The sequence below is a fragment of the Amycolatopsis sp. NPDC051758 genome (genome assembly GCF_044453095.1).
Lineage (GTDB): Bacteria > Actinomycetota > Actinomycetes > Mycobacteriales > Pseudonocardiaceae > Amycolatopsis.
In genome coordinates, this window is sequence record NZ_JBITCJ010000002.1 from 879,134 (window position 1) to 902,702 (window position 23,569).

General features: G+C 71.8%; 27 protein-coding genes. 13 read left to right on the forward strand and 14 right to left on the reverse strand.

Annotation, left to right across the window (positions count from 1 at the left end):
- Window positions 1-22: 22 nt before the first annotated feature.
- Window positions 23-1,903 carry a primary-amine oxidase gene (locus ACIA5G_RS13060; protein WP_395922953.1) on the forward strand — a complete coding sequence of 627 codons (1,881 nt, stop codon included), beginning with the start codon at window positions 23-25 and terminating at the stop codon, window positions 1,901-1,903.
- Here the strand turns inward: ACIA5G_RS13060 and ACIA5G_RS13065 are convergent.
- A complete protein-coding gene (locus tag ACIA5G_RS13065; RefSeq protein WP_395922954.1) occupies window positions 1,900-3,012 on the reverse strand; it encodes a DNA alkylation repair protein in 1,113 nt (370 codons plus the stop codon). The two genes, ACIA5G_RS13060 and ACIA5G_RS13065, sit on opposite strands and share 4 nt — an antisense overlap.
- A 42-nt stretch (window positions 3,013-3,054) precedes the next feature.
- Window positions 3,055-4,002: an RNA polymerase sigma-70 factor gene (locus ACIA5G_RS13070; protein ID WP_395922955.1), complete on the reverse strand. Its 948-nt coding sequence runs from the start codon at window positions 4,000-4,002 to the stop codon at window positions 3,055-3,057.
- Between the two features lie 71 nt (window positions 4,003-4,073).
- On the opposite strand from ACIA5G_RS13070, the gene ACIA5G_RS13075 reads away from it, so the two are divergent.
- Window positions 4,074-4,820 carry an SDR family oxidoreductase gene (locus ACIA5G_RS13075; RefSeq protein ID WP_395922957.1) on the forward strand — a complete coding sequence of 249 codons (747 nt, stop codon included), beginning with the start codon at window positions 4,074-4,076 and terminating at the stop codon, window positions 4,818-4,820.
- A 27-nt stretch (window positions 4,821-4,847) separates the two neighbouring features.
- Here the strand turns inward: ACIA5G_RS13075 and ACIA5G_RS13080 are convergent, their stop codons facing one another.
- The 4 genes from ACIA5G_RS13080 to ACIA5G_RS13095 form a co-directional block, all read right to left on the reverse strand.
- Complete coding sequence (locus ACIA5G_RS13080) at window positions 4,848-5,804, reverse strand: catechol 2,3-dioxygenase (RefSeq protein ID WP_395922958.1); 957 nt, start codon at window positions 5,802-5,804, stop codon at window positions 4,848-4,850.
- 10 nt (window positions 5,805-5,814) lie between these two features.
- Complete coding sequence (locus tag ACIA5G_RS13085; protein ID WP_395922960.1) at window positions 5,815-6,870, reverse strand: 4-oxalomesaconate tautomerase; 1,056 nt, start codon at window positions 6,868-6,870, stop codon at window positions 5,815-5,817.
- Window positions 6,867-7,571 (reverse strand): 4-carboxy-4-hydroxy-2-oxoadipate aldolase/oxaloacetate decarboxylase, encoded by a 705-nt coding sequence (locus ACIA5G_RS13090; RefSeq protein ID WP_395922961.1) that lies wholly within the window; start codon window positions 7,569-7,571, stop codon window positions 6,867-6,869. Before ACIA5G_RS13090 ends, ACIA5G_RS13085 begins: the two co-directional genes overlap by 4 nt.
- A 682-nt stretch (window positions 7,572-8,253) precedes the next feature.
- Complete coding sequence (locus tag ACIA5G_RS13095; RefSeq protein WP_395922963.1) at window positions 8,254-8,931, reverse strand: GntR family transcriptional regulator; 678 nt, start codon at window positions 8,929-8,931, stop codon at window positions 8,254-8,256.
- 75 nt (window positions 8,932-9,006) lie between these two features.
- Between ACIA5G_RS13095 and ACIA5G_RS13100 the strand changes: the two genes are divergently transcribed.
- On the forward strand, window positions 9,007-9,789 hold the full coding sequence (locus tag ACIA5G_RS13100) for a DUF1932 domain-containing protein (protein WP_395922965.1): 783 nt from the start codon (window positions 9,007-9,009) through the stop codon (window positions 9,787-9,789).
- Window positions 9,790-9,873: 84 nt separating this feature from the next.
- Window positions 9,874-11,214, forward strand: coding sequence for an MFS transporter (locus ACIA5G_RS13105; RefSeq protein ID WP_395922966.1), 1,341 nt, complete (start codon window positions 9,874-9,876; stop codon window positions 11,212-11,214).
- Between the two features lie 36 nt (window positions 11,215-11,250).
- Here the strand turns inward: ACIA5G_RS13105 and ACIA5G_RS13110 are convergent, their stop codons facing one another.
- Window positions 11,251-11,739: a MarR family winged helix-turn-helix transcriptional regulator gene (locus tag ACIA5G_RS13110; protein ID WP_395922968.1), complete on the reverse strand. Its 489-nt coding sequence runs from the start codon at window positions 11,737-11,739 to the stop codon at window positions 11,251-11,253.
- 63 nt (window positions 11,740-11,802) lie between these two features.
- Here ACIA5G_RS13110 and ACIA5G_RS13115 point away from each other — a divergent pair, with 63 nt between their 5' ends.
- Window positions 11,803-12,186 (forward strand): DUF6069 family protein, encoded by a 384-nt coding sequence (locus tag ACIA5G_RS13115; RefSeq protein ID WP_395922969.1) that lies wholly within the window; start codon window positions 11,803-11,805, stop codon window positions 12,184-12,186.
- 269 nt (window positions 12,187-12,455) lie between these two features.
- Window positions 12,456-12,701 (forward strand): hypothetical protein, encoded by a 246-nt coding sequence (locus ACIA5G_RS13120; RefSeq protein WP_395922970.1) that lies wholly within the window; start codon window positions 12,456-12,458, stop codon window positions 12,699-12,701.
- Window positions 12,702-12,711: 10 nt separating this feature from the next.
- Here the strand turns inward: ACIA5G_RS13120 and ACIA5G_RS13125 are convergent, their stop codons facing one another.
- From ACIA5G_RS13125 to ACIA5G_RS13140, 4 genes are all read right to left on the reverse strand, one after another.
- The gene (locus ACIA5G_RS13125; RefSeq protein WP_395922972.1) at window positions 12,712-13,185 is read right to left on the reverse strand and encodes an STAS domain-containing protein; all 474 of its coding nucleotides are present in this window, start codon (window positions 13,183-13,185) and stop codon (window positions 12,712-12,714) included.
- A 55-nt stretch (window positions 13,186-13,240) separates the two neighbouring features.
- Complete coding sequence (locus ACIA5G_RS13130; RefSeq protein ID WP_395922973.1) at window positions 13,241-13,588, reverse strand: HPF/RaiA family ribosome-associated protein; 348 nt, start codon at window positions 13,586-13,588, stop codon at window positions 13,241-13,243.
- A 96-nt stretch (window positions 13,589-13,684) separates the two neighbouring features.
- Window positions 13,685-14,449, reverse strand: a complete 765-nt coding sequence (locus ACIA5G_RS13135; RefSeq protein WP_395922975.1) for an ANTAR domain-containing protein — start codon at window positions 14,447-14,449, stop codon at window positions 13,685-13,687.
- A 43-nt stretch (window positions 14,450-14,492) separates the two neighbouring features.
- Entirely contained in the window at window positions 14,493-15,284 is a 792-nt protein-coding gene (locus tag ACIA5G_RS13140; protein ID WP_395922977.1) for a GAF and ANTAR domain-containing protein, read from the reverse strand.
- Window positions 15,285-15,440: 156 nt separating this feature from the next.
- Between ACIA5G_RS13140 and ACIA5G_RS13145 the strand changes: the two genes are divergently transcribed.
- The 5 genes from ACIA5G_RS13145 to ACIA5G_RS13165 all read left to right on the forward strand — a co-directional run bounded on the left by ACIA5G_RS13145 (window position 15,441) and on the right by ACIA5G_RS13165 (window position 19,664).
- On the forward strand, window positions 15,441-16,604 hold the full coding sequence (locus tag ACIA5G_RS13145; RefSeq protein ID WP_395923515.1) for a YbdK family carboxylate-amine ligase: 1,164 nt from the start codon (window positions 15,441-15,443) through the stop codon (window positions 16,602-16,604).
- A 179-nt stretch (window positions 16,605-16,783) separates the two neighbouring features.
- The gene (locus tag ACIA5G_RS13150; protein WP_395922979.1) at window positions 16,784-18,214 is read left to right on the forward strand and encodes a DUF4389 domain-containing protein; all 1,431 of its coding nucleotides are present in this window, start codon (window positions 16,784-16,786) and stop codon (window positions 18,212-18,214) included.
- A gap of 190 nt (window positions 18,215-18,404) precedes the next feature.
- Complete coding sequence (locus ACIA5G_RS13155; protein ID WP_395922980.1) at window positions 18,405-18,932, forward strand: sigma-70 family RNA polymerase sigma factor; 528 nt, start codon at window positions 18,405-18,407, stop codon at window positions 18,930-18,932.
- 340 nt (window positions 18,933-19,272) lie between these two features.
- Window positions 19,273-19,524 carry an alpha/beta fold hydrolase gene (locus ACIA5G_RS13160; RefSeq protein ID WP_395922981.1) on the forward strand — a complete coding sequence of 84 codons (252 nt, stop codon included), beginning with the start codon at window positions 19,273-19,275 and terminating at the stop codon, window positions 19,522-19,524.
- The gene (locus ACIA5G_RS13165; RefSeq protein ID WP_395922983.1) at window positions 19,521-19,664 is read left to right on the forward strand and encodes a hypothetical protein; all 144 of its coding nucleotides are present in this window, start codon (window positions 19,521-19,523) and stop codon (window positions 19,662-19,664) included. The genes ACIA5G_RS13160 and ACIA5G_RS13165 overlap by 4 nt, the downstream gene beginning before the upstream one ends.
- On the opposite strand, the gene ACIA5G_RS13170 is transcribed toward ACIA5G_RS13165, so the two are convergent.
- From ACIA5G_RS13170 to ACIA5G_RS13180, 3 genes are read right to left on the reverse strand one after another with little or no spacing between them, the layout of a single operon-like run.
- Window positions 19,633-20,490, reverse strand: coding sequence for a fumarylacetoacetate hydrolase family protein (locus tag ACIA5G_RS13170; protein ID WP_395923516.1), 858 nt, complete (start codon window positions 20,488-20,490; stop codon window positions 19,633-19,635). The two genes, ACIA5G_RS13165 and ACIA5G_RS13170, sit on opposite strands and share 32 nt — an antisense overlap.
- Entirely contained in the window at window positions 20,490-21,362 is an 873-nt protein-coding gene (locus ACIA5G_RS13175) for a fumarylacetoacetate hydrolase family protein (RefSeq protein WP_395922984.1), read from the reverse strand. Before ACIA5G_RS13175 ends, ACIA5G_RS13170 begins: the two co-directional genes overlap by 1 nt.
- Window positions 21,359-21,940 (reverse strand): carboxymuconolactone decarboxylase family protein, encoded by a 582-nt coding sequence (locus tag ACIA5G_RS13180; protein ID WP_395922986.1) that lies wholly within the window; start codon window positions 21,938-21,940, stop codon window positions 21,359-21,361. The genes ACIA5G_RS13175 and ACIA5G_RS13180 overlap by 4 nt, the downstream gene beginning before the upstream one ends.
- 124 nt (window positions 21,941-22,064) lie before the next feature.
- Between ACIA5G_RS13180 and ACIA5G_RS13185 the strand changes: the two genes are divergently transcribed.
- On the forward strand, window positions 22,065-22,793 hold the full coding sequence (locus tag ACIA5G_RS13185; protein WP_395922987.1) for an SDR family NAD(P)-dependent oxidoreductase: 729 nt from the start codon (window positions 22,065-22,067) through the stop codon (window positions 22,791-22,793).
- 11 nt (window positions 22,794-22,804) lie between these two features.
- On the forward strand, window positions 22,805-23,569 hold the full coding sequence (locus tag ACIA5G_RS13190) for an SDR family NAD(P)-dependent oxidoreductase (RefSeq protein WP_395922988.1): 765 nt from the start codon (window positions 22,805-22,807) through the stop codon (window positions 23,567-23,569).

The following is a 23,569-nucleotide window of genomic DNA, read 5'->3' on the forward strand; positions in this document are numbered from 1 at the left end:
TGGAGAAAACGGGAGCCGCCCGATGTCCTTCGCTCACCCGCTCGCCCCGCTGACCGCCGAGGAGATCACCACCGCCCGGCAGGTGCTCGCCGACGCCGGCCTGCTCCCGCCGACCGCGCGCGTGGTCTACCTCGGACTCGAAGAGCCGCCGAAGGAAGCCCTCTACGGCGGGCAGCCGGCCGACCGCGTCGTCCGCGTGCTGCTGCACGACGTCGCCGCGCGCGGCGGACACGACGTCCTCCTCTCCACAACAGCGGAAAAGGTCGTCGCCGAACGGCGGCTCGACCCGGCCGTCGACGGGCAGCTGCCGGTGCTCGACGAGGAGTTCGAGCTGGTGGAGCAGATCCTCGCCACCGACGAGCGCTGGCTGGCCGCACTGGCCGCGCGGGACCTGGACGTCGCCGACGTGCGGGTCGCCCCGCTCTCGGCCGGGGTGTTCGAGTACCCCGAGGAGGTCGGCCGCCGCATCCTGCGCGGGCTCGCGTTCGTGCAGCGGCACCCGAAGGACCACCCCTGGGCCCATCCCGTCGACGGCCTGGTCGCCTACGTCGACGTGGTGGCCAAGACCGTCGACCAGGTCATCGACACCGGCGCGGTCCCGGTGCCCGAAGAGTCCGGCAACTTCGACGACCCCGCCGTCACCGGCCCGCCGCGGACGTCACAGAAGCCGATCGAGATCACCCAGCCGCAGGGCCCCAGCTTCACCCTCGACGGCCACCTCCTCCAGTGGGAGAACTGGTCGCTGCGCATCGGCTTCGACGCCCGGGAAGGCTTGGTGCTGCACCAGATCGCCTTCGACGGACGCCCGATCGTGCACCGGGCGTCGATCGCCGAAATGGTCGTGCCGTACGGCGACCCGTCGCCGGTCCGGTCGTGGCAGAACTACTTCGACACCGGCGAGTACCTGGTCGGCCGCTACGCCAACGCGCTCGAGCTGGGCTGCGACTGCGTCGGCGACATCACCTACCTCGACGCGGTGATCGCCGGCGAGTCCGGCCATCCCCGCACGCTGCCGAACGCGATCTGCCTGCACGAAGAGGACCACGGGATCCTCTGGAAGCACACCGACCTCTGGGCCGGCTCGGCCGAGACCCGCCGCCAGCGCCGCATGGTGCTGTCGTTCTTCACCACCATCGGCAACTACGACTACGGCTTCTACTGGTACCTCTACCTCGACGGCACCATCGAGTGCGAGGTCAAGGCGACCGGCGTCGTCTTCACCTCCGCCTACCCCGGCCCCGGCTACCCGTACGCGTCGCAGCTCGCGCCGGGTCTCGGCGCGCCGTACCACCAGCACCTGTTCAGCGCGCGCCTCGACATGATGGTCGACGGGCCGGAGAACCTGGTCGAAGAGGTCGACGTCGAGCGCGTGCCGATGGGCCCGGACAACCAGCGCGGCAACGCCTTCACCCAGCGCCGGACCCCGCTGCGCACGGAGTCCGAGGCACAGCGGATGGCCGACAACCGCAAGGGCCGCGTCTGGCACATCACGAACCCGGGCTCGCGCAACCGCCTCGGCGACCCGGTCGCGTATGCGTTGCTGCCGGAGGGAAACCCGGAGCTGCTGGCCGACGAAGACTCTTCCATCAGCCGCCGCGCGACCTTCGCGACCAAGCACCTGTGGGTCACCCGGTTCGACCCCGCCCAGCGGTACGCGGCGGGCGACTTCGTCAACCAGCACCCCGGCGGCGCCGGGCTCCCGGCCTTCGTGGCCGGCGATCGCGACCTCGACGGGCAGGACCTCGTCGGCTGGCACACCTTCGGGCTGACGCACTTCCCGCGCCCGGAGGACTGGCCGATCATGCCCGTCGACCACACCGGCTTCAAGCTCCGGCCGGTCGGCTTCTTCGACCGCAACCCCGCCCTGGACGTGCCCCCGGGCCGGGACACCTGCCACGGCTAAGGAGCCGCGAGGAGGTCGAAGTCCGCCCGGCCGGAGCGGACCCCGTTGACCTGCAGCTCCAGGGCGTGCGCGCCGGGGTGGTAGCGACGGGTGGTGATCACCCGGAAGGAGTGTTCGCGGCTCAGCTCGTAGCTCTCCCCCGGCCCGAGGACCTGCGTGGTCAGCTTGAACGTCTTGCCGGTCGTGGTGCCGTTGGCCTTGCGGTGGTGAACGACGTAGTCGATCGCCAGCCGGGCGGGCTCGGACTCCAGGTTGCGCACCGTGGCCGTGAAGGTCAGCGCCGCCCCGATCGCGATCGCGTCCGCCGACAAGCGCGGCCCGGTCACCTCGACGCGGGCGGGCGCGAACCCGAGGAGCCCGAGCGCGCCGGGGTGGCCCTGCTTGACGAGCGTGCGCAGCGCATGCCGCACGACCTTCCCCGTGGCGCCCGGATCTTCGCCCGGCTCGGCCAGCCACTGCGACGCCGTCGCGACGACCAGATCCGGGTCGCGGCGGCTGATGTCGTTGAGGTGGTTGGCCACCGACCGCCGGACGTACTCGCTGTTGTCGCGGTACAACGCGTTCAGGATCGGCAGGGTCGAGTTCGGCTCGGCCAGGATCCGCGGCACCCGCACCGCCCACGGCAGCATCGGCCGGGTTCCTTCGGACGCGAGCCGCCGCACGTCGTGGCTGTCCGAACCGGTCCAGCCGGCGATCGTGGCCAGCGCGCGGTCCAGGTCGTGGTTGAGCAGCACCCGCAGCGCGAACTCCGACGTCAGCCGCGGGGTCAACTCCGCCAGCAGCACGAGCGCGTCATCGAACGCATCTTCGTCGCCCTGCTCGATCGCCTTGACCGCGACCGCGCTGGTGACCGGCCAGATCAGCCAGCCGGTGAAGGTCGGCGCCGAGGCCGCGGAGCGCACGGTCGCGGCGAAGGACGCGTAGTCCCCTGGCAGGTCGTTCAGCAGCGCGTCACGCAGCAGATCGCTGCGTTCGCGAAGGGACAACGGCGCGAGCGCGGTCTCCGCCGCGGCGACCGAAACCGGTTTCGAGCGCGGCACCGCGACGCGCAGGGCCGCCACGAGGTCGCGCACGGTGCGGGCGCCGATCAGTTCGTCGGCGAAAGGCATGAAGACCTCCGGTCGGGCTGCGGGTGACTCGCGAGGATCATTTCACGGGGGTCCGACAGTTTTTGCCGGTCGCCCTGACCGCCGGGCCCGGTTCGTCTCGCGGACGACCACCCAGGCGTCCGCGACCGGGCCCAGGTGGGCGAGCTTGTCGGGATTGAGCACCACGCGGATCGCCTGGACCTGCCCGTCGAGGACGTCGAGGGCCAGGGTGTTGACGACCTTGCCGTCCCGGTCGCGGAAGAGCGCCCCCGGCTGGCCGTTCAGCTCGCGGGACTCCACCACGCCGCCGATCCGGGCGAACGGCGCGACGAGCCCCACGAGCACCCGCGCCACGTTGACGGCGCCGTGAATCCCGTTGCCCCACAACGGGGCCTTGCCGCCGCTGTCACCGACCATCTGCACGTCGGCGGCGAGCAGCTTCCGCAGCCCGTCGACGTCGCCTTCGCGGAAAGCGTCGAAGAACCGCCCGGCGAGCTCTTCCCGCTCCCGGCGGTCCGCCGCGAACCGGGCGCCGCCGGCGTCCATGTGGCGGCGCGCCCGCACGGCGAGCTGACGGCACGCGGCTGCCGAGCGTCCCACGGCCGCCGCGACGTCCCCGAAACCGAACCCGAACACCTCGCGCAGCACAAAAACCGCGCGTTCGAGCGGGCTGAGCCGCTCCAGCAGCACCAGGGCCGCCATGGACACCGAATCGGCCAGCTCCGCCGAGCGTTCCGGGTCCTCGTAGGGATCGGCCAGCAGCGGCTCGGGAAACCACTGCCCGACGTATTCTTCGCGGCGCACGCGCGCCGAACGCAGGACGTCGATCGCGATCCGGGACACCGTCGCGGCCAGGAACGCCTTGACGGACTCGGGCCGCGTCGTGGAGGACTCGTAGCGCAGCCAGGTCTCCTGCACCGCGTCCTCGGCCTCGGTCACGCTGCCGAGGATCCGGTAGGCGATCGAGAACAGCAGCGGGCGGAGGTCTTCGAACTCCTCGGTCTGGGTCACGCACCCGGGACGAACCAGCCCGGCCCGCTGTGACATGTCACAGAACGACCGGGCCGTTTCGTCTCGGGGGCATGAACGAACACACGCAGAAGGTCGCCCTGGTCACCGGGGCGAACAAGGGCATCGGCCGCGCGACCGCCGAACAGCTCGCCGCGCTGGGCATGACGGTTGTGCTCGGCGCCCGCGATCCGCAACGCGGCGAAGAGGCCGCCGCGGCGGTCGGCGGTGTCGCAGTCGTCCTGGACGTCACCGACGCGGCCAGCGTCCGGGCGGCCGCCCGGTGGATCGATGAGCGCTTCGGCCGGCTCGACGTGCTGGTCAACAACGCCGGCATCACCGGCTCCGGCCCGGTTTCCCCTACGGACGCCCTTGACCAGCTCCCGAGCTCGGTCGACCTGGACATGGTCCGGGCGGTCTTCGAGACCAACGTCTTCGGGGTGATCGCGGTGACCAACGCGCTGCTGCCCCTGCTGCGGCGAGCACCGGCGCCGCGCATCGTCAACGTCAGCAGCGGCGCGGGGTCACTGGCCTTGGCGAGCGACCCGGACGGCCCGCTGACCCGGCTGCCGGCGTCGGCCGCGTATTCGCCGTCCAAGACCGCGGTGAACGCGCTGACCGTGCAGTACGCCAACGAACTGCGCAAGGACGGCATCCTGGTCAACGCCGTCAGCCCCGGCTTCGTCGACACGGACATCAACAACCACACCGGGTACCTGACGCCGGCCCAGGGCGCGGCGGTCGTGGTGCGCCTGGCCTCGCTCGGCGCGGACGGGCCCACCGGCGGCTTCTTCGGCGAGGAGGGTTCCGTGCCCTGGTGACGCCGTGAGCCGGCACGCTGAGGGCGGTCAGTCGACCGGCGGCGTGCCGTGGGTGTGGAACGACTCGATCGTCTTCAGGCCCCACGCCTGGCCCTTGGCCCGCTCGGCCTCGGTCCACGTGACCGGCTCCCAGTCCGGCGCGAAGATCAGCCGTCCGGTCGGGTTGCACAGCTCGATGCGGTTGCCGCCGGGCTCGTACAGGTAGAGGAAGAACGTCTGCTGGATCGCGTGCTTGTGCGGCCCGGTTTCGATGTGGACACCGGTGTCGAGCGCGATGTCGGCCGCACGCAGGATGTCCTCGCGCGTGTCGGTCGCGAACGCGATGTGGTGCAGCCGCCCGTTCGTCTTCGTCCAGTCGTTGGTGTAGACGATGTCGTAGGACTTCTGCGCGAAGTGCGTCCACTGCCCGGAAATCACGCCGCTGTCGAGCTGGATCTGCTCGGTGACCCGGCCGCCGAGGGCGTCGCAGATGAACCGCCCGTTGGCCTCCGCCTCCTGGGCCAGGTAGTTGACGTGGTCGAGGCGGCGGACCCCGACCCCGCGCGCCGGATACGCCTGCGCCTGGTTCTTCAACGCCGGGCGCAGGTGCTCCGGCGGGTCGTAACGCTCGGTCTCCCAGTAGATCTCGAGCTCGTGGCCGTCCGGGTCGCGGAACACGTACGTCGGGCCGATCCCGGTGTCGCCGTCGGTCCAGCCGACGCCCAGCCCGCGCTCCTCGAGCGCGACGACGCGCCGCTTGAGGGCGTCCTCGCTGGAGGTGCGCAACGCCGTCCGCCCGACGCCGGACGTCTTCGCCGCGGTCAGCTTCAGGCTGTGGTGCTCGTAGTCGTCCCAGGTACGCAGGTACACCGAGTCGCCGTCGGTGCCGTTCTCGGTCAGGCCGAGCACGCGGACGAAGAAGTCGAGGCTCTTCTCCGGCTCCGGGGTGCGCAGTTCGACGTGTCCGAGGTGCGCGATTTCGTGACGGGGCGAGGGATCGGGCATGGCAGGCTCCTCAGGAACGCGGGAAAACGGTGCCGTCGAACAGCTTTCGCGCCGTGCGGATCACCGTCGACCGGCGGACCCGGGGCGGGGTGACGGTGGTGTCGAACTCGATGCCGACCGCGAGCTTCCCGCTCGGGTGCTCGATTTCGACGGGCTCGCCCGCGGCGAGCAGGTCGCTGCCGACGGCGCCGTCCAGCAGCAGCGCGGTCACGACGCTGACGCCGCCGAGAACACCGATCGAGGGGTGCGGCTTGACCGGGATGAACGTCCGCGTGCAGATCGCGCCGCCGTCGCGGGGCGCGGCGACCAGGGTGGTCTTGGGGATCGAGCTGCCGCTGACGTCGCCGAGCCCCATCAGCTTCCCGGCTTCGATGCGCAGCGCGTCGATCCGCCCGGCGAGTGCGGTGTCGGCCGCCAGCTCGGCGGTGTCTTCGTAGCCGGTGATGCCGAGGTCTTCGGCGCGCGCCACGACGACCGGCATCCCGTTGTCCACACAGGACACCTGGATGCCGCCGACGTCGTCGCGGACGTGGCCGGTGGGCAGCAGGCTGCCGCAGACGGACCCTTCGGTCTCGGTGAAGTCCAGTTCGACCGGGGCGGCGGTGCCGGGCACGCCGGAGATGGCCGTGCCACCGCTGTAGTCGACTTCGCCGCCGGGCGTGGCGAAGCTCGCGACGGCGATGGTGCCGGTGTTGAGCAGCCGCACGCGCACGGTGGTGCGCTCGTCCCCGGCGGGCACGAGCCCGCGTTCGACGGCGAACTGCCCGACGCCGGCCAGCAGGTTGCCGCAGGTCTGCCGGTCGGAGACGGTCGCCTCTTCCACACCGAGCTGCAGGAACAGGTAGTCGACGTCGTGGCCGGGCTCGGTGGCCCCGGAAACGATCGCGACCTTGCTGGTGACCGGCTGGGCGCCGCCGACCCCGTCGATCTGGCGCGGGTCCGGGGTGCCCATGATCCGCATCAGCAGGTCGTCGCGGACAGCCGGGTCGGCGGGCAGGTCTTCGGCGAGGAAGTAGGCGCCCTTCGACGTGCCCCCGCGCATGAGCATGCAGCGCACGCCGGTCATGCCTGCTCCTTCTCGTACTCCTCGGCGGTCAGGTAGCGGACGCCGAGGGCTTCGAGCTTTTCGCGCAGCCCGTACCGATCGAGCCCGAGCTGGCCGTTGGCGAAGGCTTCCCGTGCGGCTGCTTCCTTTTCCAGCCGGGCCTGGCTCGCTTCCAGTCCGGTTCGGACGTCTTCGCGGCGTACGCGCATGACGCCGTCGTCGTCGGCCAGGATCGCGTCGCCCGGGCGGATGACCTGCCCACCGAGGACGACGGGGACGTTCACCGCGCCCGCGGTCGCCTTGACGGTCCCCTGCGCGCTCACCGCCGCCGACCACACCGGGAAGCCCAGCTCGCGCAGCTCGGCGACGTCGCGGACGCCGGTGGTGGTGACCAGGCCCCGCACGCCGCGGTGGCGCAGCGCGGTGGCGAACAGCTCGCCGAAGAGCCCGTCACGGCACGGCGAAGTGGTGGTGACGACCAGGATGTCGCCTTCGCGGCACTGCTCGACGGCGGCGTGGATCATCAGGTTGTCCCCGGGCCAGCACAGCGCGGTGACGGCGGTGCCACCGACGCGCACGCCGTCCTGAATCGGCCGGAGGTCGGGGCCGAGCAGCCCGGACCGGCCGAGCGCCTCGTGAACGGTGGCGACGCCGTAGTCGGCCAGGCGCGTCACCTGCTCGAGGTCGGCGCGCGGCGGATCGGTGACGATGACGGGCTTCATGTGGTCACCGTACGGTTCCGTAGACGAAATTGTCAACAATTTTGGCGGGGATGATGGTGCTGCGACTGTGACCAAGGATGTGGCGGCAGGGAGGCGGCTCGCGGCGCAGGCGACTCGCAGCAGAGAGGCAGACCGCTACCGGATGGGTGGCCCGCAGCGATGTGGGAAGTCTGCGCGAGGTGCACCCCCGACGAGCGCCCCGCGGGCAACGCCGGCGGGCAATTCACGGCGGGCAATTCACGGCGCGAGCAACGGCGGGCCCGCGCAGGCAACCCCCGCCCGCGCAAGCAACAGCACACCCCGCGCAGTCCACGCCGGAAGGCAACCCCGCCCGCGCGGGTCATAGCGCACCCCGCATAGTCCAGACCGGGAGCCCGCCCGCGCAAGCAACAGCACACCCCGCGCAGCCCACACCGGAAGCCCGCCCGCGCGGGTCATAGCGCACTCCGCGTGGTCCACACCGAAAGGCCGCCCGCGCGGGCAAAAGCGCGCCCCGCGCAGTCCACACCGGAAGGCAGCACCGCCCGCGCGGGTCATAGCGAGCCCCCGCCCGGTCGCCCGCGCAAGTAACAGCGCGCCCGCCCGGGTCCATCCCAGCCACGTCCCCACCGCCGTGAACGACTCGTTCACCGCGCCTGACGCCATGAACGAGTCGTTCACGACATCAGATCGCCACCCCCGATCAGCGGTGCAGCGGCGAAACCTCCGCGGCATCCGCCGCCCGCAGCGCCTCGATCACACTTCCCAGGTGGACCCGCGCAGCCTCTGCCGCGCGCTCGGGGTGGTGCGCGCAGATCGCGTCGATGATCGCCAGGTGCTCCGGCAGCGAAACCTGCGGCCGGCCGGGGCGCATCGCCAGGCGGAACTGGTGGCGGACACTCTGCCCGCGCAGCCTTTCCAGCACCTGCGCCGCCGTGCGCTGGCCGCTGATCTCGCGGACGCGGCGGTGCAGCCGCTGGTTGAGGCCCGAATACCCGACGACGTCGCCGGTGCCCACCGCCGCCTGCATCAGCTCGCCGAGTTCGAGCAGCTCGCCGACCTCGGCGTCGTTGATCCGCTCCGCCGCCTTCGCCGCGCACAGCGACTCGAGCATCATCCGGACTTCGGAGATCTCGACGGCCTCCTCCAGCGACACCGCGCGCACCCGGGCACCGCGGTTCTGCACACGCTCGACGAGCCCTTCGTTCGTGAGCTCGATCAGCGCGGCGCGCACGGTCGCCCGGCTCGCGGCGAACTGGCTGGAGAGGTCCGCCTCGACCAGCCGCTGGTTGGGCACGAACTCGCCGCGGACGATCGCGTCGCGGATGGCCGCCACCACGGAACGCTCCCCCGGCTGCCGGTCCGCAGCACTCTCGGTCATACCCCGACTCCGTTTGTTGACAATTTTGTCGAGCACATCGTGTACTCGATCGTAGCTTGTAGAGAGGATTCTGCTATGACCGGAACCATCGCGGTACTGGGACTGGGCGAAGCCGGCATTGCGCTCGCCCGCGACCTGGTCGCCGCCGGAGCCGTCGTGCGCGGCTACGACCCGGCCGTGCCCGCGGCCGACGGCGTGGTCGCCACCAGCTCCGAAGCCGAAGCGGCTGACGGCGCCGACCTGGTGCTCAGCGTGAACAGCTCGGCGGCGGCCGTCGAAGCGCTCGAAGCCGGCCTGGCCGGCCTGCGGACGGGGACGGGGACGGCGTGGGCCGACCTCAACACCGCCTCCCCCGGCACCAAGCGCAAACTCGCCGGCATCGCCGCCGCGCACGGCGTGCCGTTCGCCGACGTCGCGATCATGGCGCCGGTCCCGGGCCGCGGCCTGCGGGTCCCGATGCTCGCCACCGGCGCCGCCGCCGGGACCGTCGCCACCGCGCTGAACTCGTTCGGCGCCGCGGTCGAGGTCATGGCCGGCGAAGCCGGGCTCGCCGCCGAACGCAAGCTGCTGCGCAGCGTGTTCTTCAAGGGGATGTCCGCCGCCGTGGTCGAGGCCCTGCAGGCCGCCCGGGCCGCGGGCTGCGAGGACTGGCTCCGGAAGATCGTCGTCGACGAGCTCACCGGCGCCGGTGCGGCCACCGTGGACCGGCTGGTCGACGGCTCGTACCGGCACGCCGTCCGCCGCACCGCCGAGATGGCGGCCGCCGCGGAGATGCTCGGCGAGCTGGGCGTCCGCGCCGACATCGCCGGCGCGGCTCGTGACCAACTTGCACACATAGCTGATTCACAGGATTGTTAACAATCTTGAATTGAGTCTTGTGTTCAATATCTCAACCGATGTAGCTTCGGACACTCTCGCAGCCCCTGGACGAAAGGGACGAGGATGTCCACAGGTGCCATCGGCGGCTCGACCGCCGCCACGGTTCGGCTCTCCGTCCGGGTGACGGCGTTGTGCTGGGTCCTCGTGCTGCTCGACGGGCTCGACCTGTTCGTCTACGGGGCGACCCTGCCGGGTGTGCTCGCCGACAAGGGATTCGGCCTGACCCCGGTCAGCGGCGGCACCATCGGCAGCCTGACGACGTTCGGGATGATGCTCGGGGCGCTGACCTCGGGCATCATCACCGACCGCATCGGCCGCCGGAAGATCATCATCACCGGCGTCACCGTGTTCTCCCTGGCCGCGGCCGCCTGCGCCGCCGCCCCGACGGTCGAGTTCTTCGGCGGGGCCCGGTTCGTCGCCGGCGTCGGCCTCGGCGGCCTGCTGCCGTCGGCGATCGCCATGGTGATGGAGTACGCGCCGGCCTGGCGGAAGAACCTCGCCGTCACCACCGTGATGACCGCACACCAGGCCGGCGGGGCGCTGGCCGGCGCACTCGGGATGACGCTCGTGCAGTCGCTGGGCTGGCGTTCGGTGTACTGGCTGGGCGCGCTGCTGCTCGTCCCGGTGCTGCCCGCGATCGTCTTCCTGCTGCCGGAGTCGATGACCTTCCTGCTGGCCAAGGGCAAGACTGACCGGGCGCGGGCGATCGCCGACAAGTTCGCCGTCCCGCTCGAGGCGTTCGCGCCGGAGCCGGCCACCGACCGCCGCGGCGGCCTGCGCGGCCTCTTCACCCCGACGGTCCGGCTGACGACGCTGCTGTTCTGGATCGCCTCGTTCGCCGGGCTGCTGCTCGTCTACGGCGTCAACACCTGGCTGCCGACCATGATGCGCGGCAACGGTTACAACCTGGGCTCGGCGATCAGCTTCCTGCTCGTGATCAACCTCGGCGGCATCGCGGGGATGCTGATCGCCGGCCGGCTCGCGGACCGGTTCGGCGCGCGGCCCGTCGCGATCATCTGGTTCGCGCTGACCGCGTGCGGCGTCGGCCTGCTGGCGCTGCACATGCCGCTGCTGGTGACCTACGTCGTCGTGTTCCTCACCGGCGCCTGGCTGTTCAGCGCGCAGACGCTGATCTACGCGGCGGTCGGCGCCTACTACCCGGCCGACAGCCGGGCCACGGCGCTCGGCTGGGTGTCCGGCGTCGGCCGGCTGGGCGCGGTGTTCGGGCCGTGGCTGGGCGGCATCCTGGTCGCGAGTGGACTGTCCTCTTTGGGCTTCTTGGTGTTCGCGATCGCCGGACTGCTCGGCGCGGTGATGGTGGCCCTGGTGCGACAGAAGGCCAACAGCGCCAAGGCTTCCGGGCCGGCCGACCGGACCCCGGTCGAGGATTCGCAGAACGCGTGACGTCTCCGGCGCGGGGCCACCGCCCCGCGCCGGAACCTACTGCCTCAGGAACTTCGTCGGCAGCCCGAGCGCCTCGACGATCCGCCCGACGGCGGTCCCGAGCCGCTCGAAGTCCTCCCCCAGCGGCTCGACGACCAGCCGCCGCACGTTCGCCACGTGCCCGGGCGCCGACGCGTCGAGGTGTTTCCGGCCGGCGTCGGTCAGCGTCGCCACGGTGAAGCGGCGGCCCTGCCCGGTGCGCACCGTCCGCGTCACCCAGCCCCGGTCTTCGAGCCGCGCGACCGCGTGCGAAATCCGCGGGAGCGAACCGTTCGCCATCTCCGCGACCTCGCTCATCCGCAGCGTCTCCTCGGGCACCACCGCCAGCCGGGCCAGGATCATGTAGCCCAGCAGCGTGAGGTCGGCGTCGCGCAGGAGCTGGCTTTCCAGCGCTCCGGGCAGCGTGAGCAAAACCTTCGCCAGGTTGACCCAGGCCCGTTCCTGCCGGCTGTCGAGCCATTCGACCGGCTGCTGTCCGTCGTCCACCGCTTGACTTTAACACGCAACCCAACTTACCTTTGGGTTTAACACACAACCCAAGGAGGAGCGATGACCACCACCGCCACCCCGACCACCGCCGTCGCCCTCCGGCTCGGAATCGCCGCGCTCGCGGCACTTGCCGTGAACACGGCCATCTACCTGGTGGCGTCCGCGCTCGACGACGGCGGCACCGGCACGGGTCTCTCCCCCGCCGCTTACCTGCCGGCCACGGTGGTCGGGGTCCTCCTCGGCGCGATCGGCTGGACGTTGATCGCCCGGCGGGCCCCGAAGGCGCTGCGCGTGGTCGTGCCCGTGGTGCTCGTGCTCACCTGGATCCCGGACCTGCTGCTCCTGACGGCGGGCGCGACGGCGGCCAACGTCGTCGGGCTGATGCTGATGCACCTCGTCGTCGCCACCGCGGTCGTCGCCGCGATGCGCCCGAGCCGCGGCTAGCTCAGCTCCGGTAACTTCCGGACCGGCTCGTGCACCTGCCCGCTTGAGTCCACAAAGGACTGTCCGGTCAGCGGCACCCCCGCGCTGACCGCCGGCCGGGAATCCGACCCGTTTGCCGTCCCCGGGCCCGGCCGGGGAGGACTACATTCGGGGGTCCGGGTGCCGGCCGGCGCCCGGCGACTCCGCCCCGATCCCCGGCGGCACCACTTCCCGTGGTCGAGCCCGACCGGAGGGGCCGGCATGATCATCCTTTCCCCCACCGCGGTCCGATGACCGGCCCGCGAAAGTGGCCGCCCGCGGACGCGACGGATCCGTTCACCCTCACCGGCGAACAGCGGCGCCAGGCCGTTCGAGTGGTCGCATCGGCCTCGCACGACGCCGACGACTGCGTCGAGCTGCTGGCCGTCCTCGGTCTCTCGCCCGCCGAAGGCCGTCCGGCCGACGACGGGCCGCCCGAAGAAACGCCGGTGGTTCCCCGGCGCTGGCGAAGCAGCCCGCAGGCTCGCCGGCGCTGACCTCGCCGGGTCAGCGGGCACTGCCCTCCGGACGGCTCGATGCGGCAACGGCCGCTTCCCGCGAAGAATGGATGACCAGCCGTTCGCAGTCCTGGACGAGCCGCAACGGCCGCCAGGTCGCGCGGGTCGTGGCCACCAGCCGCAGGCCGGTGCCCGGCCCGGACCGGCGATGCGCGTCGATCAGGACCGCCAACCCGGCGCTGTTCAGGAACCGGACGCGGGACAGGTCCGCGATGATCCGCCTCGGCGCCCGGTTCCGGGCTGCTTCGAGCGCGTCGCGGAGCATGGGCGCGGTGTTGAGGTCGACGTCGCCGTCGGCGGCGACGACCAGCGTGCGGCCGCACCACTCGAGCGTGATCGTCAGGTCCTGGTACCGGCGCCCGGGCACGGGTTCCACGGCCGGCCGCGGCCGGGGTACCGACGGCGGAACCACCTCGAGGAGCGGGCGGCGCGGGTGCGGGAGGTCGACGGCGAAGGGTTTCACGATCGGATCTCCTTGCGGTGTCTCGTCCGGGCGGTAGTCGGTCCATTGAGGACGGTCACGGTGCGTCCTGGTGCCGGATGGAGTCCCCGCCCTTGTGGTGGTCCAGCCGGCCGTACATGCTTTCGAGCACACTCTCGAGCTTGTGCACCGCACCCCGGCACGCGTCGCCGACCGAGCCCGCGTGGTGGCTGACGGCCACCGTCCGCCGCCCGGCCGGCCGGGCCTCGAGCACGCAGCGCCGGTCCAGTCCCTCGGCGGCCGCGGCTTCTTCGCTGAAATGGACTTCCAGGCGCGTGATGTGGTCGCTGAACCGCGACAGCTTGCCGGCGAGCTCCGCTTCGAAGTGCCGGATCAGCTCTTCACCGCCGGGCATGGTCCGGTCCGTGCTGATCTGGATCAGCATGCGTCGTCCTTTCGGTGACCGGTGCGCACCCGAGTCCGCGAAACGGGCGTCCGGCCTCCGATCAGCGTGTCCAACCGGGCCGAGGCCTGCCCAGGGTCACACGTCCCCGGCCCGGGGGCCGAAGGAACCTTTCTCACCCTCGACGCCGTCGAACAGGTCCTGGACGTTCGCCGAGCGGGTGACGACCTCGCCCGCGACTTCGGTCAGCCGCCGTTCCCGGGACCGCGCGTATCCCCGCAGCAGGGCAAACGCCGCCGAGACGTCCACCCCGAGCCGTTCGGCCACGAAGCCCTTCGCCTGCTCGATGACGATCCGGCTGTGCAACGCCGTCTGCAGCTGCTCGACGAGGACTTCCTGTTCCCGGGCCACCCGGGCCTGGATCAGGCCGATCGTGGCCACGTCGACCATCGCCTTCGCCGCCCGCACCGAATCCGCACCGGGCTCGCCGGTGGTGGCCTTGAACAGGCAGAGCGCCCCGACGTTTTCGTCACGCAGCCGCATCGGGACGGCGTAGACCGCCGAATACCCCGCTGTCGCCGCCATTTCCCGCAGTCGGGGCCACAGGCTGCCGCTGTCCGCGAGATCGGGGTGGCTCACCGGCTCACCAGCCAGCCAGGCGTCGACGCTCGGTCCTTCGTCGACCTGGATCTGGAACAGCTCGACGACTTCGGGGGCTTCGTCGGCACTGGCGACGACCTGGAGCCGGCCGTGCGGGTGGGCCAGCAGGACGCCGGCCGCGTCGGCGTCCAGCAGCTCGACGCACCGGCCCGCCAGCAGGTGCAGGAAGTCGATCAGGTCGAAGTCGCCGGTGAGCGTGTCGGCCAGCTCGACGAGGGTGTCGATCAGCCCGGCTTCACGCATCGGCGTCCTTCCCACTCCGGCAGCCTACCGCCGCCGGCTTCGGTCATCGGATGTCCGGATCGGGGTCGAAGCGCAGCCGGCGCGCGACGACGTCGGCCGCGACTTCGGACAGCGGGCGTTCGTCGGCGAAGGCCCGCGCCCGCAACCGGGCGAACGCGGTGTCCAGGTCGGTGTCCAGCTGCGCGGCCACCATCCCGGTCGCCTGGTGCACCTCGGGACCGACGATCGGGAACTCGTCCTGCGCCGGCCCGGGGGCCTTCCCCTGCCGGGCGACCTGGTCCCCCATCAGCATTGCCAGGATGAGATCGGCGAAGACCAGCGCTTCCCGGAGGGCGGCCGCGCCGGGCGCCAGCGTCGCGTCGTGCAGCAGGACGAGCACACCGGCCCGGACCACGCCGACGGCCAGCGGGAAGGCGAAGCACGCCCTCGCCCCCGCCTCGGCGGCCAGCGGCGCGAACAGCGGCCACCTGCGCAGCACCGGCTGGGCGTCGAGGTTGGTGACGAGCACCGTGGACGCCAGCTCCAGCGCGTCCCGGATCGGCCCTTCCCCCACCATCACTTCGATCTCGGGGATCCGGTGGCCGAGTTTGCCGATCGAGCTGTGCAGCTCGGCGATCCCCGTCGGCCCGGTGACGATCAGGCAGGCGCTCTCGGTCCCGAACCGCTCCGCGGCCACCTCGCACACGAATTCGACCGACGGCGTCCGGTCACGTTCTTCCGCCAAGGCGGTCAGCATCGCCCACAGGCGACCCAGCGAGGAGTTCTCACCCCACTCGTCACGAATAGTGGACACCCTCGTCAGCGCTTCCCGGTTCTGCGATCGGCGATTCCTCACGGCAGGAAGCGCCTCCGCAGGGTACCCGAGGCCTTCGGTCCCGTCGGCCCGCGGAAGGGCCGAAAGTTCCCCGATGGAGGACCGGCGGCCCTTCTCCGGCGCACCGCGACCGGACGACACTGGCGATCCCATCGAAGGACGGAGCCGGCCTTGCACGTGCGACTTCCGCTGCCGGAACGGGATCGGCTCACCCTCGGTGTTGAGGAAGAATTCGTCCTCGCGGACCCGGTGAACGGCGGGGTGGCGCTCGCGGCGCCCCGTGTGCTGGCGCTGCTCGACGGCGAACCCGCGGTGACGCCGGAGTTCCTGCGCTTCCAGATCGAAACCGCCACCGGGATCCGCACCGGTCTCGACGAGCTCCGGGCGGACCTGCTCGGGCTGCGCGGGCTCGTCGCGGACGCGGCCGGGCACGCCGGCTGCCTGCTGCTGGCGTCCGGGACACCGCCGTGCGGCGACCTGCCGGGGCTGCCCGGCGTCACCGCCGAACCCCGGTACCAGGCGCTGGCCGCGCGGTTCCCCGAGCTCATCCCGCAGGCGGGCACCTGCGCCTGCCACGTGCACGTCGGCATCCCGTCGCCGGCGCTCGGCGTCCGGGTCCTGGCCGGGCTGCGCCCTTGGCTCGCCCCGCTGCTCGCGCTCAGCGCGAACTCGCCGTTCGCGCACGGCGCCGACTCCGGGTGGGCCAGCGGCCGGTACCCGCTGTGGTCGCGCTGGCCGACGGCAAAACCCCCGCTGGACTGGCCGGATGTGGCCGCCTACTCCGCCAGCGTCGACGAATCGGTGCGCCGCGGTGAGGCGATGGACGCCCACGGCGTCTACTTCTACGCCCGGCTCTCGCCGAAGTACCCGACCGTGGAGATCCGGATCGCGGACGTCGGCCTCACCGCCGAGGACGCGGTGCTGTGCGCGGGCCTGGTCCGCGCCCTCGTCGTCACGATCCTCGAAGAGGCTCGGGCCGGTGTTGCGCCCCGGCCGGTCCGGACGCCGCTGGTCGCCGCGTCGCTCACCGCCGCGGCCCGCGACGGCGGCCCCGGCCACGGCATCGACCCCTTCACCGGCGAAGTTCTCCCGCAGCGGCTGATCGTCGACCGGCTGCTGGAGTACGTCCACCCCGCTCTGCTGGCCACCGGGGACCTGGCGACGGTCGAGCGGCAGCTCGCCGCGGTGCGTGCCGGGGAAACCGGCGCGCAGCTGCAGCGCGCGCTGTTCGCGGAGGCGGGCTCCCCCGGCGCGTTCGTGGCGAAGCTGGCATCGGCGACCCTCGCCGGGGCGTCCTGCTCGTCGCCGGCGCGCTGCCCGGTCACCGTCCACGAGGGCTGAGCCCGATCCGGTGACCTTCGCCGGGCGGCCGGGGTCGCCGGACCCTGGTCCGCGGGCTGTGCGCCGCCACGCTGGAGGGGTGAAACGGCCGCGCCGGAACACCGGCGTGGCCGCACGCCGATCCGGACGCCGGGGGGCGGAACCGGCGCGGCCCGTTCACGACCCGAGGAAGGACCACCATGACCGCCGCACGCAGCTACCCGATCCGGGTCGAGGCCCGGCTCGACGAACCCCTGTCGCGCTGGCTCTGGCTGGTGAAGTGGGTTCTCGCGGTCCCCCACTACCTGATCCTGGCGGTCCTGTGGTTCGCCTACCCGTTCGTCGGCGTCGTGGCGTTCTTCGCGATCCTGATCACCGGGCGCTACCCGCGGCCGCTCTTCGACTTCACGGTCGGCGTCCTGCGCTGGAGCTGGCGCGTCCAGTTCTACGCGAGCAGCGCGCTCGGCACGGACCGGTATCCCCCGTTCACGCTCGCCGATGTACCGGACTACCCGGCGCGGCTGGAAGTCGAGTACCCGCAACACCTTTCGCGCGGTCTCGTCCTGGTGAAGTCGTGGCTGCTGGCCCTCCCGCACCTGGTCCTGGTCGGCCTGTTCGCCGGTGGCGGCAGCTGGCTCGCCGGCCGGGACGGCTCGGACGGCTTCACCTGGGCGGCCGGCGGCCTGGTCGGCGTCCTCGTGCTGGTGGCCGGGGTCATCCTGCTGGTGACCGGCCGGTACCCGCGGCCGCTCTTCGACTTCCTGCTCGGCCTGGACCGCTGGGTGCTGCGGGTGGCCGCTTACGTGTCGCTGCTGACCGACGTCTACCCGCCGTTCCGCCTCGACCAGGGTGGGGCCGAGCCGGGTGACACCGAGCCGGCACCGTCGCCGGACACGCCCGCACCCGGGCACGCCGGCTGGACCGGCGGCCGGACCGCGGCGGCGATCGCGGGCGCGGTGCTCGTCCTGGTTTCGGCCGGCCTGCTCACCGGTGGCGCGGCCGTCCTGTGGGCGGACCGCACCCAGCGCGACGCCGACGGTTACTTCAGCGCCTCGAACGGTTTCTCCGCCGGCGGGTACGCCCTCACGAGCGACCCGATCCAGCTCCACGGCGTCGAAGCCGGCGCCGCCGGCTGGGCCGCGACCGTCGGCGAGACGCGGATCCGCGCGACCGGCGCCGAAAAGCCGGTCTTCGTCGGCATCGCCAGGACCGCGGACGTCTCGCGTTACCTCGCCGCGGCGGAGTACAGCACCGTCACGAACCTGACGGAAAACGGTGCCGTGACGGTGATCCACCCCGGCGGCGCGCTCGGCGTGCGCCCGGGCGAGGCCGGGATCTGGGCCGCCGGCGCCACCGGCGTGGGCACCCAGACGCTCGAATGGCCGGTGCAGGACGGCGACTGGACGCTCGTGGTGATGAACGCCGACGGTTCACGCGGCGTCGTGGCCCAGGTCGAAGCCGGCGCGACGGTCCCGGCACTGGGCTGGGTCGCGGCCTTCGTCCTCGGTGTGGGCCTGCTCGTGCTCGCCGGCGGCGTGGCGCTGATCTGGATCGCCGCGCGCGGCGCCTCACGCGGCCCCGGCACACCGCAGGTGCCGGCGCCCGAGCCGGAACGGACGTCGACGGTGTAAGGGAATCGCTCACCACCGCCCGCCGAAACCCTGGCTTCCCAAGGGGTTTCGGCGGGCACCTTCTTTTGCAACCCCAGGCGCATCCCCCATCCGGGGGATTCTTTCTGGTGGGTGGCCCAAGGAGCCTAGGCTGTTCGGACGGCCCCGGACCTCGGCACGGCAGAACGCACCAGCGTCCGAGGAGCAGCCGATGACGGTCGACGGAACCCTGCTGCAGTCGGCGATGGCGGGTGACCCCACCGCGACGGACACCGTGCTGGGGCTGGTCCGCCCCGCGGTGCTCACCTACTGCCGCGCCCGCCTGGGCGGCCGCAATGTGCGTGACAGCGACGCGGAAGACTGCGCTCAGGAAGTCCTGCTCGGCGTACTGCGCGCATTGCCCCATTACCGGTACGACGCCGACAAGTTCCTGGGCTTCGTCTACGGGATCGCAGCGCACAAGGTGGTCGACGCCCGGCGCCGCCGCACCCGCGACGCCAGCTCACCGGTCGCACACCTGGCCGCTTTGCAGCTCTCCCCCTCGGAAGATCCCGAAGGCCGGGAGCGGGTGGACTGCCTGCTCGGCCACTTGGCGGCGCGGCAGCGGAACGTCGTCGTCCTGCGGGTGCTCCTGGGACTGTCCGCGCGGGACACGGCCACGACGCTCGGCATGCCCAGCGCGGGCGCGGTTCGGGTGAGCCAGCACCGTGCCCTGTCCACCCTCCGGCGTCACGTGTAGTCATGACTGAGCTCACGCCCCGGTTCCGGAGCATCGACGGGTTGTCCATCCGCTACGCCGAGAGCGACGGGCCGCGCGACGCCGACGCGCTCCTGCTGAGCCCGTGGCCGGAAAGCCTGTTCGCCTTCGACGCGAGCCGGGCGAGGCTAGCGGCGCACGCCCACCTGGTCGCCGTGAATCTGCCCGGGTTCGGGCACTCCGAGCTGCGCGAAGAACTGCTGTCGCCGCGGGCGATGGGTGAGTTCGTCGTGCGGATCGCCGACGCGCTCGGGCTGGTGAAGCCGCACGTCGTGCGTGAGGACTACCTCGCCGCGTATCGGGCCAGCGGTTCGTCGAGCAGATGCCTTATATCCGTGCCTATCCCGCCGAGCTGCCGGTTCTCGGCGGCCTGCTGCCCGGCATCAAGACGCCGGTGCAGATCATCGCCGGGCGGAAGGACCCCGTGGTGCCGACGGCCAACGCCGAGTACCTGCACGAGCGGCTGCCCCACAGCCGGCTCGACGTCCTCGACGCGGGCCACTTCGTCTGGGAGGAAGCCGGTCGGCGGCCGTGGCGGACACGATCCGCGAAGCCCAGGCCGACGGGTCCGTGACGTCGGCGCAGGATCCGGAGGTGCTGGGCCGGTTCCTCGTCAACGCTCGGGAAGGCGCCATCGTCGGCGAACGTGCCGCCAAGGACGGCTCCTGCTTCGCCGCGTTCTTCACGATCGCGTTCGAGACGCTCCTGCGCTGAAGCGGGTCCGCAGTTCGCCGATCCCCTCGATCCGGCTGACCAGCACGTCGTCCGGGCCGAGGTAGCGCGGCGGGCTCATCCGGTTGCCGACGCCGGCCGGAGTTCCGGTGAACACCAGGTCGCCGGGCAGCAGCGGGCAGATCGCCGAGAGCCGCGCGATCAGCTCGGGCACGTCGAAGATCATCTCGCCGGCCCGGGCCTTCTGGACGACCGTGCCATTCAGCTCGGTGACCAGCCGCAGGTCGCCGGGGTCGGGGAACTCGTCCGGCGTCACCAGGGCCGGGCCGGTCGGGCCGAAGCCGGGGAACGACTTGCCGAGCGAGAACTGCGGTGGGGTGCCGAGCAGCTGCACCCCGCGCTCGGAGAGATCCTGCCCGACGGTCAGCCCGGCGACGTGGTCCCAAGCGTCCTCTACGGCGACGTGGTGGCCGGTTTTGCCGATCACGACGACCAGCTCGACCTCCCAGTCGACGCGGTCGCCGGGCAGCTCCACCGTCGTGTCCGGGCCGGTGATGCAGCTCGGGAACTTGGTGAACACCAACGGATCCGCGGGCTGCTGGTAACCCGCCTCGGCGGCGTGCGGCGGGTAGTTGAGGGCGATCGCGAAGACCTGGCGCGGCCGTGGCACGGGCGCGTCGAACGCGCGGCCGGCCAGGGGTTCCGTGGTGGGCAGCGAAGCCTTCGCCGCCCACCCCCGGAAGGCCGCCCACTGCTCGAGGACGGCCATGGGGTCGGGGCCGAAGCGGCCGTCGCTCGCCCGGGCGACGTCGATGACGCCGTCGCCGGCGAGCAGGACGGCTCGGTCGTCCACTGTGGACAGGCGCATCAGATCCACTGGTCCGCGGCCGGCGGCGGGGTGCCGTGGGCGTCCTGCCAGGACACGACGCGGTTGCGCAGCACGCCGATGCCTTCGATCTCGGCCTCGACGACGTCGCCGGGCTTGAGGTAGTTGGCGAAGGGATCCTCGGTGCTCGCCGCGACACCGGCGACGGTGCCGGTCGTGATGAGGTCGCCCGCGCTGTAGGTCTGCGGCGAGTGGTAGGCGATCAGCTGCGGGATCGACACGGACATCCGCCCGGTGTTGGACTTCTGCCGGACCTGGCCGTTGACGCGCAGCTCCATGTCGAGGTTGTGCGGGTCCTCGATCTCGTCGGCGGTCACGATGTACGGGCCGATCGGGCAGAACGTGTCGATGGCCTTGGAGAAGGAGAAGACGCCCGACTCCATCTCGCGGCGCTGGATGTCGCGCGCGGTGATGTCGTTGAAAACGAGGTAGCCGCCGATGTGCTCGGCCGCCTGCTCGGCGCTGAAGAACTTGCCCGGCTTGCCGAGCACGATGGCCAGTTCGAGCTCGTAGTCCAGTTCGGACGTCAGGTGCTCGGGGTAGACGATCGCGTCGCCGGGGCCGATGATCGCGTCGACGTTCTGGAAGAAGACGATCCCCTTGTTCACCGGGTGCGACCAGTTGACCCGGGCGAGGTCTTCGTGGTGCTCGCGGAAGTTGCCCGCGGTGTGGAAGAACTTCTTCGGCACGATCGGCGCGCGCAGGCGCACCTCGGCCAGCGGGTAACGACGGCCGGTCTCGGGCACGTCCCGGTCGCGTTCGAAGAACTCGCGGGTCGAGGCGGTGTCGAGTTCCAGCACCTGGTCGTCGGCGATGCGCCCGACCTGGTTGTCGTTGAAGGTGACGAGCTTCATCGGTGTCTGCTTCCTCCGGGGTCGGTGACGCGGAAGACCCGCAGCTGCAGGGCCAGCGTTGCGTAGTAGCCCACCAAAGTGGTGAGCTCGACGGCCATCCGGTTGCCAATGATTGGCACGGTCTCGGCGTAAGTCACGTCGTCGACGTCCTCCTCGCGCAGCAGCGAGAACACGAACCGCAGCGCGGCCCGCTCGGTCTCGTCGACGAGTTCCGGCATCGCGCCGCCGCGGACCGCTTCGAGCTGCGCCTCGGTGATCCCGGCGGCTCGCGCGTGCGGCTCGTGGGCGTGCCGCTCGAACGCGCAGTCCCAGCGGGCGGCGACGGCGAGGATCGCCAGCTCGCGGACGCGATCGGTCAGCGTCGTCTCGTACCGGATCGCGGCGCCGAGCCCCTGCAGCGCCTGCCCGGCCGGTGGCGCGAGGAGCATCGTGTTGAACGGGCCGGTCAGCACGCCGTCGTCGTCGACCAGGGAAAACCGCTGTGGTCCGGCGGCGCGGGGGCCGCCGGTGATCGTGGTGTACAGCGCCCGCTGCTCGGGGTCGAGGTCGTCGGGGGTGAGGTGCGGCAGCCTGCTCATGCCGGCCATCCCACCAGCGAGCCCTCTTCTGACGCCGGGGGTTGCCAACCAATGGCACGGTCGTTCCTCGGCCCGCGCTCGGAACCTACCGTCGGCAGAACCGAGGATCGAAGGAGCGCGCGGAGTGGATTGGCTGGGTCTGGACGGGCGGAAAGCCCTGGTCGCCGGGGCCGGCGGCATCGGCGGTGGGGTCGCCGCGGCGCTCGCCGAAGCGGGCGCCGAGGTCGTGGTCGCCGACCTCGACGAAGAGCGGCTGGCCGCGGTCGGCACCAAGACGCTGCGGGCGGACCTGGCCACGGCCGAGGGCAGCCGCGAGTGCGTCGCCCGGGCCGTCGAGCTGCTTGGCGGGCTGGACGTTTTCGTGCACGCCGTCGGCGTCAACGACCGGCGCCCGGTGCTCGAGACCCCAGATGAGGTCTGGGAATCGATCGTCACGCTGAACCTGAACAGCGCGTTCTGGACCGGCAAGGCCGCGGGCGAGGTGATGGTGGCGGCCGGGCACGGCCGGATCGTCTACCTGTCGTCGGTGTCCGGCCTGCTCGCCCACCCGCACCACGCGCCCTACGCCGCCACGAAGGGCGGGGTCAACCAGCTCGCCCGGGTGATGGCCCGGGAATGGGCGGGCAGCGGCGTCACCGTGAACACCGTCGCGCCCGGCTACACCGAGACCGGGCTGACCCGCCACCACCTCGACCGGCCCGGCGTCCGCGACGAGCTGACGTCGCTCGTCCCGGCCGGGCGGCTCGGCACGGTCGACGACCTCGTCGGCCCGGTCCTGTTCCTCTGTTCCGAGCGCTCGGCGTTCGTCACCGGTCACGTGCTGTACGCCGACGGCGGCCGCACCCTCGTTTAAGGAGTTCTTTCGTGCGATTCACCGACAAGACCGTCCTCGTCACCGGCGCCGGCACCGGGTTCGGCGCCGAGATCGCCGTGCGCGCCGCGCAGGAGGGCGCCGACGTCGCCGTGCACTACCGCGGGTCCCGGGCCGGTGCCGAGCGCACCGCGGCGCGGGTCGAAGCGCTGGGGCGCAAGGCGTTCCTCGTGCAGGCGGACATCTCCGAGCACGACCAGATCCGCCGGATGGCCGACGAGGTGTGGAGCCACTTCGGCCGGGTCGACGTCGCGGTCAACAACGTCGGCGACGTCGCGCGCGACCAGATGTCGTGGCGGGACATCACCGAGGAGTCGATCGACCACGTCCTCGCCGTCGACATCAAGGGCACACTGCTGTGCACGCACGAGTTCGGCGACCGGATGCTCGCCCAGGGCGGCGGCGCGATCGTCAACATCGGCTCGACGGTCGTGGCGCGCGGCAGCGCCCGCGCCCCGCAGTACGCGGCGGCGAAGTACGGGATCATCGGCCTGACCAAGTCGTACGCGCGCGCCTTCGCCCCCACCGTGCGGGTGAACGTCTTCGCGCCGGGCTTCATCGAGACCGAGGCGACGCTGGGCCGCGAGGACTGGAAGTCCGGGCGCGGCGAGCAGCTGCGCAACGACACCCCGATGGGCCGCATCCCCCGCCCCGAGGAGCTCGCCGGGACCGCGCTGTTCCTCGCGTCCGAGGACGCGAGCCACATGACCGGCAGCTTCATGGTCGCCGACGGCGGCTACAACATGATCGGCGCATGA

Coding starts and splice junctions, on each gene's coding strand:
- ACIA5G_RS13060 (WP_395922953.1), top strand. CDS start 23: ATGTCCTTCGCTCACCCGCTCGCCCCGCTGACCGCCGAGGAGATCACC.
- ACIA5G_RS13065 (WP_395922954.1), bottom strand. CDS start 3,012: ATGCCTTTCGCCGACGAACTGATCGGCGCCCGCACCGTGCGCGACCTC.
- ACIA5G_RS13075 (WP_395922957.1), top strand. CDS start 4,074: ATGAACGAACACACGCAGAAGGTCGCCCTGGTCACCGGGGCGAACAAG.
- ACIA5G_RS13080 (WP_395922958.1), bottom strand. CDS start 5,804: ATGCCCGATCCCTCGCCCCGTCACGAAATCGCGCACCTCGGACACGTC.
- ACIA5G_RS13085 (WP_395922960.1), bottom strand. CDS start 6,870: ATGACCGGCGTGCGCTGCATGCTCATGCGCGGGGGCACGTCGAAGGGC.
- ACIA5G_RS13090 (WP_395922961.1), bottom strand. CDS start 7,571: ATGAAGCCCGTCATCGTCACCGATCCGCCGCGCGCCGACCTCGAGCAG.
- ACIA5G_RS13095 (WP_395922963.1), bottom strand. CDS start 8,931: ATGACCGAGAGTGCTGCGGACCGGCAGCCGGGGGAGCGTTCCGTGGTG.
- ACIA5G_RS13100 (WP_395922965.1), top strand. CDS start 9,007: ATGACCGGAACCATCGCGGTACTGGGACTGGGCGAAGCCGGCATTGCG.
- ACIA5G_RS13105 (WP_395922966.1), top strand. CDS start 9,874: ATGTCCACAGGTGCCATCGGCGGCTCGACCGCCGCCACGGTTCGGCTC.
- ACIA5G_RS13115 (WP_395922969.1), top strand. CDS start 11,803: ATGACCACCACCGCCACCCCGACCACCGCCGTCGCCCTCCGGCTCGGA.
- ACIA5G_RS13120 (WP_395922970.1), top strand. CDS start 12,456: ATGACCGGCCCGCGAAAGTGGCCGCCCGCGGACGCGACGGATCCGTTC.
- ACIA5G_RS13130 (WP_395922973.1), bottom strand. CDS start 13,588: ATGCTGATCCAGATCAGCACGGACCGGACCATGCCCGGCGGTGAAGAG.
- ACIA5G_RS13135 (WP_395922975.1), bottom strand. CDS start 14,449: ATGCGTGAAGCCGGGCTGATCGACACCCTCGTCGAGCTGGCCGACACG.
- ACIA5G_RS13150 (WP_395922979.1), top strand. CDS start 16,784: ATGACCGCCGCACGCAGCTACCCGATCCGGGTCGAGGCCCGGCTCGAC.
- ACIA5G_RS13155 (WP_395922980.1), top strand. CDS start 18,405: ATGACGGTCGACGGAACCCTGCTGCAGTCGGCGATGGCGGGTGACCCC.
- ACIA5G_RS13160 (WP_395922981.1), top strand. CDS start 19,273: ATGCCTTATATCCGTGCCTATCCCGCCGAGCTGCCGGTTCTCGGCGGC.
- ACIA5G_RS13170 (WP_395923516.1), bottom strand. CDS start 20,490: ATGCGCCTGTCCACAGTGGACGACCGAGCCGTCCTGCTCGCCGGCGAC.
- ACIA5G_RS13175 (WP_395922984.1), bottom strand. CDS start 21,362: ATGAAGCTCGTCACCTTCAACGACAACCAGGTCGGGCGCATCGCCGAC.
- ACIA5G_RS13180 (WP_395922986.1), bottom strand. CDS start 21,940: ATGAGCAGGCTGCCGCACCTCACCCCCGACGACCTCGACCCCGAGCAG.